Below are 7,375 nucleotides of genomic sequence, written 5' to 3' on the forward strand. Positions count from 1 at the left end.
AGGAACCCGTGCCGGTCCCCGACGCCCGCGTAGAGCTCCAGATCGACGGCACCTGGACCGACGTCACCACCTACGTCGACCAGCCCGCCGGAATCAAGCTCGTGCGCGGCCGGTCCGACGAAGGCCGCGCCGTCGACCCGGGGTCCGGCTCCCTCAACCTCCTCTCACCCAACGGCCTCTTCTCCAACCGCAACCCCAACAGCCCCTACTTCGGGCTCCTGCCCCGCAACACCCCCATCCGGATCACCACCTACGCCGGGGAAACCGTCCTCGACATCCCCGACGCCGTAGCAGGCCGCGCCACCACCCCCGACACAGCCGCCCTCGACATCACCGGCGACATCGACGTACGCATCGACCTGTCAGCCGCCATGTGGGCCGGGCACCTGGCCAACCCCATCACCCTGATGGGGAAGTACAACAACACCGCCCCCAACCGGTCATGGCGATTCGTCGTCCTGTCCTCCGGCCGAGTCGCCTTCTCCTGGTTCCCCGATGGCACCAACCTCGAGGAGATCATCAGCACTGACCCGCTGCGCTGGGGCCCCGGCCAACGCGGCGCCCTCCGCGCCACCCTCGACGTCGACAACGGCGCAGGCGGCTACACAGCCACCCTCTACACCGCGAGCACACTCGCCGGGCCATGGACCCAACTCGACCAGGTCGTGACCAGCAGCGGCACCACCAGCATCATCAACTCCCCTGCACCCCTGGAAGTCGGCGATCTCTCCACCCTCACCTGGCCCCGCGTCGCCCGCCGGATCTACGCCGCCGAGGTCCGCACCGGCATCGACGGCACGATCGTCGCCAACCCCGACTTCTCCACCCAAACCCCAGGGGACACCAGCTTCACCGACAGCACCGGCCTCACATGGTCCACCACGAACGCCACCATCACCGACCGCCGCACCCTCGTCGCCCACTCCGTGCCCACCTGGCCAGCCAGCTGGCACGTCTCCGGCCACGACCAGCGCACCCGCATCCAGACCGCAGGCATCCTGCGCCGCATGAAGCAGGGCACCAAGCCCCTCTCATCCACACTGCGCCGCCGCATCCCCGCCTACAGCCCGCTCGCCTACTGGCCGATGGAGGACGGCGAGACGTCAACCACCACAGCATCGAGCGCCCTGCCCGGCGGAAGCCCGATGACGGTCAGCGGATTCACTTTCGCGCAGGACAACAGCCTCGACGGCTCCTCACCCCTGCCGGCTGTCGCGTCCGGAGCCGTGATGCGCGGCCTGATCCCGCCCCCTGCCTCGACGACCCTGGAGTGGATGGTCGAGATGGTGTACATGGTGTCCGCCGCCCCCGTCGCCGACGCCGAGTTCCTGTCCTTCACCAGCAGCGGCACTGTGACCCGCTGGCGCTTCCTCATGCGCTCCGGCGTGGGCACGCTGCAGGGGTACAGCAGCGACGGCACCCTGCTCGTCAACTCGGCGGCCGCGATCGGCGCCGATGTCTTCTCTGGCTGGAATCGCATACAGGTCCGCATCGAGACCACCGGCGTGGACCTGCAGTGGACGGTCACCTGGTGGAATATCGGCGGATCCGCGGGCTCCTTCTCCGGGTCGCTGGCTGGCGGAGTGGGCATCCCGACGTCGATCAATACCAAGTTCGGAACCATCTCTGACCTGCGGGTCGGGCATGTGGCCGTGTTCCCGCAGGGATCCGCCAGCTTCGCGAACCAGCCGTTCGGGCAGGCGGACCACGGATACAACGGCGAGAACGCCCGCGACCGCATTGCGCGTCTCGCGGGCGAGGAGGCGGCCACGGTCAGCATCTCGCTGGTCGACTCGGACACCAGCCGGCTGTCCGAGCGGCTCGGCCCGCAGCTGCCGGAGGCACTGCTTGACGTGCTCCAGGATGCGGCCGACGCCGATGGCGGCATCCTCTACGAGGACGCGTCGAAGTCGGCCCTGAGGTACCGGACGCGGACCACCCTGGAGAACCAGGCGCCGAAGCTGGTCGTGGACTACGGCCAGCTGGCGCCGCCGTTCGAGCCGACCGAGAACGACTTGACTCTGCGGAACATCGTCGAAGTCCGGCGGGACCGCGGCGGCTACGCCACAGCCACTCTCGACGAGGGGCCGCTGTCGACGGACGAGGTCGGCGTCTACGACGAGTCCGTCTCCCTCAACCTCTACCAGGACGCCCAGACTCCGGTCCATGCCGGGTGGCGGCTGCACCTGGCTTCGTGGGACGAGGCCCGCTATCCGCAGGTGCGGATCATGCTGCACAAGTACCCGGCCCTGATTCCGCAGGTCATGTCGCTGGAGATCGGCGACCGCATCCAGATCACCGGCACGCCGGACTGGATGCCGCCCGGCCCGGTCGACCTGATCGTGCAGCGCGTCGAGGACGACCTGAAGACGCTCGAGTGGACGGTCACGCTGACGTGCTCGCCCGCCGGCCCATGGACCGTCGGCGAGGTCGACGACGCGGCGCCGGGCCGGGCGGACACGGACGGCTGCACCCTCGGCGCGGACGTGGACGCGGACGACACGTCACTGACGCTCGTCTCCAGTCCCGGCCCCCGCTGGATCGACTCCGCGACGCATCCGGCCGACTTCCCCTTCAACATCCGCGTCGGCGGCGAGGAGATGACCGTCACCGCCATCACCGGCACCACCCTCACCCAGACCGCCACCGTCACCCGGTCCGTCAACAACATCGTCAAGGCCCACAGCTCAGGCGCCCTGGTCGCCCTGGCCGACCCCACCTACCTCGCCCTGTAAGGAGAGCCGATGGCCTTCACCCCGTGGCTGGCGGGCATGCGAATCACCGCGACCCGCATGAACGACTCGGCCATGATCGGCGCCTGCGTGTTCCGCGCCTACCGATCGGCCGCGCAATCCATCCCGACCGGCGGTGACGCCGCTGCAAACGCCGTCTCCTGGGACGACGTCCAGGAAGACCTCCTCGGTGGCTGGTCAGGCACCAACCCCACCCGCTACACCGTGCCCCGCAGCGGCGTCTGGCAGCTCGCCGGCGCCATCGCATTCGACGCTTCCACGGGCGGCACTACACGCGAGTGCGTCTGGTACGTCAACGGCGGCGCGATCGGCGCGGGCCGGGCCCGCTCGTTCGCCAACACGATCTCAAGCGTGCCGCTGACCGTGGAGGCCCGCACCCTGCCGTACCGGCTGACGGCCGGCGACTACGTCGAGCTCGTCCCCGCACAGAACTCCGGCGGCAACCTCAACCTCGCGACCGGCAGCTACCGGTCGTACGTCGGACTCACCTACGCCGGCCCCTGACCCGACCCGCCCTCGCCCGCCCCGCGCCGCCGGCCCGGGGCCTTTCTCATCTGGAGCACCGCATGGCCTGGTATCCGGGCGCCACGAAGTACGAGCTGCAGCCGGAGTCGGATCAGCAGCCGGAGATCCGGCCGACGCAGTTCATCGCCCACTCGATCATCGCGCCGTGGACGGCGAAGCGGGTGTACGAGTACTGGCGCGACAGCACCAACCTCGAAAGCCACTTCGGCCTCGGCTATGAGGGCGACCTCGGCCAGTTCATCGGGACGGAGACCCGCGCGGACGCCAACTACCGGGCGAACCTCCGCCCGGACGGCACGGGCGCGGTGTCGATCGAGACCGCGTCGAACCTGGAGGGCTCCGATCCGTGGACGCCTGCGCAGGTCGAGCGGCTGATCGAGCTCGGGGTGTGGCTGCACCGGACGCACGGCATCCCGCTGCGGATCTGCCGCACCGCGTCTGATCCGGGGTTCGGGTATCACCGGCTCCACGCCGACTGGGCGAAGGACGGCACGGACTGTCCGGGGGATGCCCGGGTCCGCCAGTTCACCGAGGTCGTCTTCCCGGGCATCGTCGCCCGCGCCACCAACCCCCCGCCCGCTTCTGGAGGAGAAGTGCCCAACTACGTGAACCTGGGCCTGAAGACGCCGATGCCCCTGCCGCCTGGCGGCGGCTTCACCTCGGTCGTCTTCGAGAACGAGTGGTCGGACACCGCCGGCGACCACGTGCCGAACGGCAGCGTGGCCGTGCGCGGCCCTGCCTCGTTCACCGGCAGCCTCTCCCTCACCGTGTCGGACCTCCCGCCCGGCGAGGTCGTGCAGGTCCGCATGTCGGAGTACGACGGCGGCACGTGGAAGGCCGACCATCCGACCCACGACGTGGCCGGCACCGGGGGCGTCACGACGGCTGTGGTGCCGCTCGTGAAGCGGCTCGGGCCGGGCCGCGGGATGCGGGTCCGGCTCTCCAACCAGGCCGGTCAGCCGGTCACTGTTGTCGGCGCGGTTCTGACCGCCCTCGTCTTCAAGGAGTCCTGATCATGTCTCGTCTCATTCTCGACACGGTCGAGCGCACCATCGGCACGTACGCCGTGACGTTTCTCGGTCTCGTCCTCGCGGACGGTTTCGACCTGACCAGCGTGAGCGCGCTGAAGGCGGCGGCGATCGCGGCGATACCGGCGGCCCTGTCGGTGGTGAAGGCCGCCGTCGGCTCGCTGGTGGGTGACCAGTCCACCGTTGGGTGGGTGCCCAGGCAGCGCTCGTGACGCCGGCGGAATCCACCCAGGTGGCGGTGGAGCTGGCGGAGATGCGCGGCGAGATCCGCACCGGGTTCGCTGAGCTGTCCGGCCGGCTCGACCTCGCGCTGCAGCGGACGGGGCAGACGGAACGGGCGCTCGACGAGCACCGGGACAGCCTGAAGCGGGTCGAGGAACGCGTGGATGTGCTGGAGGCGAAGGCGGAGGCGTCTGCGTCGCACGGGCCGCGGTTGTCGGCGGTGGAGAAGCTGGTGTGGGTCGGTGCCGGGTTGGCGGCGGCTGGTGGTACGGCGGGCGGCTGGTTGATCAGCGCCCTGGTGAAGTGAACAGCCCCCTGTCTGGCCTTCGGGCCGGGCAGGGGGCTTTCTCTGCGTTCTGGATCACATGACTGCGGCCTTGCCCTCTACGCTGTGAGGTGTCGAGTCTGCACAGAGATAGGGGCAAGGCCGTGTCACCTGATGCTACCCCGGACCCGTACGCCCACCCGGTCGCTTTCGGGCAGCGCGTGAAGATCCTTCGCGAGCGCCGCGGCATGACCCGCGAAGTCCTCGCCGGCCTCATCGGCATGTCACCGTCATGGGTGAAGCGGATTGAGCTCGGCCAGCTACAGGCCCCCGGCCTGGACATGGTGATGCGCCTCGCGCAAGCGCTGCGGGTCCGGAACCTCTCCGACCTCACGGGACGCCCTGACGTGCACGTCGACCTGTTCACCGGCCCCGGCCACCCCCGGCTCACCGCCGTCCGCGCCGCGGTCGACGCCCTACCAATCGGCAACCCGGCCGCCGCACCGGCTCCGGCGGCACACATCGCCGCACGGCTCGCGTCCGCGTGGGCAGCTCGGCATTCGGCGCCGGACCATCGCGAACGGATCGGCGTTCTGCTGCCAGGCCTGATCCGAGACGCACAACTCGCTGTGCAGCACGCCCAAGCCCCAACAGAGTGGCGGGCGGCTCAGGCCGTACTCGCCGAGGTGTACTCCCTGTCCCAGTTCTTCCTGGCGTACCAGCCAGACCCGAGTCTGCTGTGGCGGGTCGCCGAGCGGAGCATGGTCGCAGCGCAGCAGTCCGCAGACCCCCACACCATCGGCGTGTCGGCGTGGCTCCTCGCGCAGGCACACCGCGACACCGGCCCGGACCACTACGACGCCGCGGACACGATCACCCGGCAGACCCTCGACTACCTCACCCCGCTGCTCCCGGACGCAGAGGACGACGTGCTGGCGATCACTGGGGCGTTGACGTTCGAGGCCGGGTACACGGCGGCCCGCCGCGGGGACACGGCGGATGCGTGGCGGTACTGGGACACGGCGCGGGAGATGGCCGACCAGCTACCTGCCGCCTACTACCACCCGATCACGTCGTTCTCGCAGGCCATCATGGGCGCGCACGCGGTCACGGTTGCGGTCGAGCTGCATGCCGGCCGGGAGTCCGTACGGCAGGCCGCCCGCGCGGACGCCGACACGATCCCATCCCGGCCGCGGCGGGCCCGGCACCGGATCGAACAGGCCCGCGGCTACCAGCTCGACGGGCAGCCCGAGGTGGCGATCGCGACGCTGGACCAGGCGTACGAGGCTGCGCCGGAGACGATCCGCTACAACGGCTACGCCCGGTCGATCATCCTGGAGGAGGTCGAATCCAAGGTTGCCGACCGGCGCCGTCGGGCGTCGGAGCTCGCGGTCAAGGTGGGCCTGCTGGCTGCCTGAGGGAGGGGACACGATCTGTGTCCTCTCCTCCGCCGGGGCGCTTCTACCGTCGGGTCATCTGCTGACCTACGGAGGGAGCGCCCCGTGTCGTTACCGACGGCGGCCCCGCCACGCGCGCGCCACTGCACCTACTGCCCGGAGCCGGGCCCGGACTGTTGTGTCCGTGTCCAGCCGCCTGAGCACGGCGGCCGGCACATCTACGCCCACCGCTCCTGTGCGGCGAAGCACGGCCGACCGCCGCTGTACGTCTTCCTCCTCGAGGACGGTGCACGGTGACGCCGGAGTGCGAGTTCGGCGAGCACGCCTGGTGCAAGACCGGCGAGGTCCGCACCTGCTACGGCGACCTCGTGTTCCCCGCCCGGACCTGTACCTGCCCCTGCCACACCAAGGACGGAGAGGAGTCATGACGAAACTCTGCGCGTACTGCGGCCGGCAGATCCGGGGCGAGGCGACCCCGCTGGCTGACGACGCGGGAAGCGGAGCGCACGCTGTGGCCTACTGGCACACGGACCGAGCCGAGTGCGGGCCGCGCCTGCCGCCGCTGCCCGGGCCGGGGGTGACCGTGCCGCCGCGGTTCGTACCTCTCGGCCGCGACGGCCGACCTTGAGTTCCTGCCCGGCGTGGTCACGGCGGACCACGGCGGGCAGGGCCAGACCGCCCCGGCCGGTATCCGTCCCCCGCGCCCCGGCCGGGGCTACCGCACCAGCTCGGAAAGGGGGACACCCAGGGCGTCGGCGATCCGGACGAGGTCCGTGAAGCGCGGGTCACGCTCGCCGCGCTCGTATCGCTGGATGCTGCGCCGCTCCATGCCGATGCGGTCGGCTACCTGGTCCTGTGACAGGCCGGCTGCGCGGCGGGCTTCGGCGAGGCGCACACCGAGTTCCCTGCGGCGTTGGAGGACTGCTTCGGGCAGGGGTGTTCGTCGTGCTGGCACTCCGCCAACGCTGGGCGGATGACGATCTTGGGTCAGTACCCAAACGGTCGCTTCTTGAGTACAGTCCCCCGGTATACCAAGCGGAGGAGTCGGTTCCCTTACAGGCTCCTGCCGTCCGTGAATCTTCGGCGAGATGCGGGCGGTAGGATTCGTAGCCCCGGTCACTGCGACCGGGGCTACTCTTATCAGGGCTGGTCAGGGGCGCGCGTTTCACACACGATGCTCGTCGT

8 protein-coding genes are annotated in these 7,375 nt (G+C 70.2%); 7 read left to right on the forward strand and 1 reads right to left on the reverse strand.

Going from position 1 to position 7,375, the window contains the following annotated elements; translation table 11 throughout:
- The first annotated feature begins 8 nt into the window (after positions 1–8).
- The 7 genes from ESG85_RS07735 (at position 9) to ESG85_RS36560 (ending at position 6,618) form a co-directional block, all read left to right on the forward strand.
- The gene (locus tag ESG85_RS07735) at positions 9–2,735 is read left to right on the forward strand and encodes a hypothetical protein (protein WP_128977287.1); all 2,727 of its coding nucleotides are present in this window, start codon (positions 9–11) and stop codon (positions 2,733–2,735) included.
- Between the two features lie 9 nt (positions 2,736–2,744).
- A complete protein-coding gene (locus ESG85_RS07740) occupies positions 2,745–3,257 on the forward strand; it encodes a hypothetical protein (protein ID WP_128977288.1) in 513 nt (170 codons plus the stop codon).
- Between the two features lie 62 nt (positions 3,258–3,319).
- Positions 3,320–4,291 (forward strand): peptidoglycan recognition protein family protein, encoded by a 972-nt coding sequence (locus tag ESG85_RS07745; protein WP_128977289.1) that lies wholly within the window; start codon positions 3,320–3,322, stop codon positions 4,289–4,291.
- Positions 4,292–4,293: 2 nt separating this feature from the next.
- On the forward strand, positions 4,294–4,518 hold the full coding sequence (locus ESG85_RS07750) for a holin (RefSeq protein WP_128977290.1): 225 nt from the start codon (positions 4,294–4,296) through the stop codon (positions 4,516–4,518).
- Complete coding sequence (locus ESG85_RS07755) at positions 4,515–4,835, forward strand: hypothetical protein (RefSeq protein ID WP_128977291.1); 321 nt, start codon at positions 4,515–4,517, stop codon at positions 4,833–4,835. The genes ESG85_RS07750 and ESG85_RS07755 overlap by 4 nt, the downstream gene beginning before the upstream one ends.
- Before the next feature lie 122 nt (positions 4,836–4,957).
- Entirely contained in the window at positions 4,958–6,211 is a 1,254-nt protein-coding gene (locus tag ESG85_RS07760) for a helix-turn-helix domain-containing protein (protein WP_128977292.1), read from the forward strand.
- Between the two features lie 272 nt (positions 6,212–6,483).
- Positions 6,484–6,618, forward strand: a complete 135-nt coding sequence (locus tag ESG85_RS36560; protein WP_281288005.1) for a hypothetical protein — start codon at positions 6,484–6,486, stop codon at positions 6,616–6,618.
- 287 nt (positions 6,619–6,905) lie between these two features.
- On the opposite strand, the gene ESG85_RS07765 is transcribed toward ESG85_RS36560, so the two are convergent.
- Positions 6,906–7,085, reverse strand: coding sequence for a helix-turn-helix domain-containing protein (locus ESG85_RS07765; RefSeq protein WP_246094871.1), 180 nt, complete (start codon positions 7,083–7,085; stop codon positions 6,906–6,908).
- Between the last annotated feature and the right edge of the window lie 290 nt (positions 7,086–7,375).

The sequence above is a fragment of the Streptomyces roseicoloratus genome, assembly GCF_004117935.1.
Classification (GTDB): domain Bacteria; phylum Actinomycetota; class Actinomycetes; order Streptomycetales; family Streptomycetaceae; genus Streptomyces; species Streptomyces roseicoloratus.

Bases quoted from the DNA above. Each gene is read 5' to 3' on its own strand.
- ESG85_RS07740 (WP_128977288.1), top strand. From the start codon at position 2,745: ATGGCCTTCACCCCGTGGCTGGCGGGCATGCGAATCACCGCGACCCGC.
- ESG85_RS07745 (WP_128977289.1), top strand. From the start codon at position 3,320: ATGGCCTGGTATCCGGGCGCCACGAAGTACGAGCTGCAGCCGGAGTCG.
- ESG85_RS07750 (WP_128977290.1), top strand. From the start codon at position 4,294: ATGTCTCGTCTCATTCTCGACACGGTCGAGCGCACCATCGGCACGTAC.